Below are 1,864 nucleotides of genomic sequence, written 5' to 3' on the forward strand. Positions count from 1 at the left end.
CCCTGGGTGTCTTCCTGCATCACGGCTGCATCTGGTACTTCTATCAGCACAGTGGTGAGTGGAAGCTGCCGCCATCGCGGCTCTACACCCATCTGGGTCACAGCAGCGTCGCCCTGTTCTTCATGATCACGGGCTTCCTGTTCTTCTCCAAGCTGATCGCCGCCCGCCAGCGGCCGCTGGACTGGCTGCAGCTCGTCGTGTCGCGCGTGCTGCGCCTCGTGCCGCTGTATCTCTTCGTCATGCTGCTGCTGTTCACGACGGTCGCCGTGCTGTCGGGCGGCGAGCTGCATGAGCCGGCCCGCACCGTCACCAAGCAGGCCCTGCGCTGGCTGGGCTTCACGATGTACGGCAACCCACCGATCAACCAGATCGAGGTGACCAAGATCGTTGTCGCCGGCGTGACCTGGTCCCTGCCCTATGAGTGGTTCTTCTACGGCGTCCTGCCACTGCYCGCGCTGACGGTCGGCGTGCTGCCGCGCTGGCCCTATCTGCTGTTGGGCCTGGTGTCTGTCACCGCCCTGCTGAACTGGCCCGCGCAACCTGTGTACCTGTGGGCGTTTGCCGGCGGCATTGCGGCCGCGGTGGGCTCCCGCTCGGCACGGCTGTGCCGCTGGGCCGCCAGCCACTTGGCCAGCGTGTTGATCCTGGCATGCCTGGCAGCGGCGGTCACGCTGTTCCCCCTGGGTACGGACTATGGTGCGCTTGCGCTGATGGCGCTGGCCTTCGTGCTGATCGCCTGCGGCAACAGCCTCTTCGGCCTGCTGCTGCACCCGGTCTCGCGCCTGCTGGGTGAGTCGGCCTACAGCATCTATCTGCTGCACGGCTTTTTGCTGTTCAGCCTCCTTCATTTCGTGCTGGGGGCAGATCAGCCGGGAGCCGCCTTGCCTGCGGCCGTGCACTGGGGTTGGGTGCTGGCACTGGCGCCAGTTCTCGTGCTGGTCAGCCATGCCAGCTATCGCTTCATCGAGGCCCCGGCGATGCGGGCCACGCCTGCCGTCACGGCGGCCTTGCGCCGCCGGTTTCAGAAATCGCCGGACCGGCTGGCTGCATAGGCCAACGGCTTGGGCCACCGGGCCGGCGTGGGCGGATCGCCGCGCCATGCCCGGGCATTGATCCAGCCGCCGTGGCCCACGGCCAGGGCGCATGGTGGCTGCCACGCGGCCGCGCGCAGCAGCAGCGCATTGAGTGACTCACCACCGTCGAATTCGAAACCGCAGAAGTCGCGCGTCCAGCGCTCGAACTCCGCCGCGGAGATGGCGCTCCAGGGCTGGCCGTCCCAGCGGCCGAAGTCCATCTCCGCCAAGGCTGGGTCGACGCACCACAGGAAGCCCCATCGCTTCAGCCAATGCCCCACCGACGCGGCGCGCGCGAGCGGCGACGTGACGACCTCGCGCGGCAGCCCCTSCAGGCGTGCATGCGTGCGAATGCGATGGGCCAGGCGCTTGGCTTTGCGCGGGTCGACGGGAAGGTCGGTGCGGCCACCGATGCAGCGACCCGCAGCACCGATGGGCTTGGGGTGGCGCCAGATCGTGAACACAGGCTTCAGAACGAGGCCGTGAAGGCCAGCAGCACGGCGATCTCGGCCAGTTGCTCGGTCGCGCCCAGCCCATCGCCGGTGTAGCCGCCGAGGCGGCGCTTCAGCCATTGGTGCATCAGTACTGCGGCAACCGCTGCTGCGCCTGCGGCGGCCAGCAAGCGCGGCAGATCAACGCCTCCGGCGGCGAGCGCCAGCAACAGCAAGCCGCACCAGCCCAGCGCGATGGCGAAATTGCGGAGCGCCACGGCCATTGCCAGTGGCTTGGCCTTGGCATGCTCCGCATCGCCGCCGTAGGGCAGGCTGACCATCACGCCCACGGCCGCCGCG

At 68.5% G+C, this 1,864-nt stretch carries 3 protein-coding genes; 1 reads left to right on the top strand and 2 read right to left on the bottom strand.

Annotation, left to right across the window (positions count from 1 at the left end):
* Positions 1–1,052 (top strand): acyltransferase family protein (locus AC1DU6_RS29515; protein WP_477861550.1); only part of this gene is annotated, 1,052 nt, incomplete at its 5' end.
* Here the strand turns inward: AC1DU6_RS29515 and AC1DU6_RS29520 are convergent.
* Together AC1DU6_RS29520 and AC1DU6_RS29525 are read right to left on the bottom strand one after the other, a co-directional pair.
* Positions 1,022–1,537, bottom strand: coding sequence for a histidine phosphatase family protein (locus AC1DU6_RS29520; protein ID WP_477861552.1), 516 nt, complete (start codon positions 1,535–1,537; stop codon positions 1,022–1,024). The genes AC1DU6_RS29515 and AC1DU6_RS29520 overlap by 31 nt on opposite strands.
* Before the next feature lie 5 nt (positions 1,538–1,542).
* The coding region (locus AC1DU6_RS29525; protein ID WP_477861554.1) for an adenosylcobinamide-GDP ribazoletransferase at positions 1,543–1,864 on the bottom strand (322 nt) is incomplete at its 5' end.

The organism is Roseateles sp. P5_B10 (assembly GCF_056400485.1).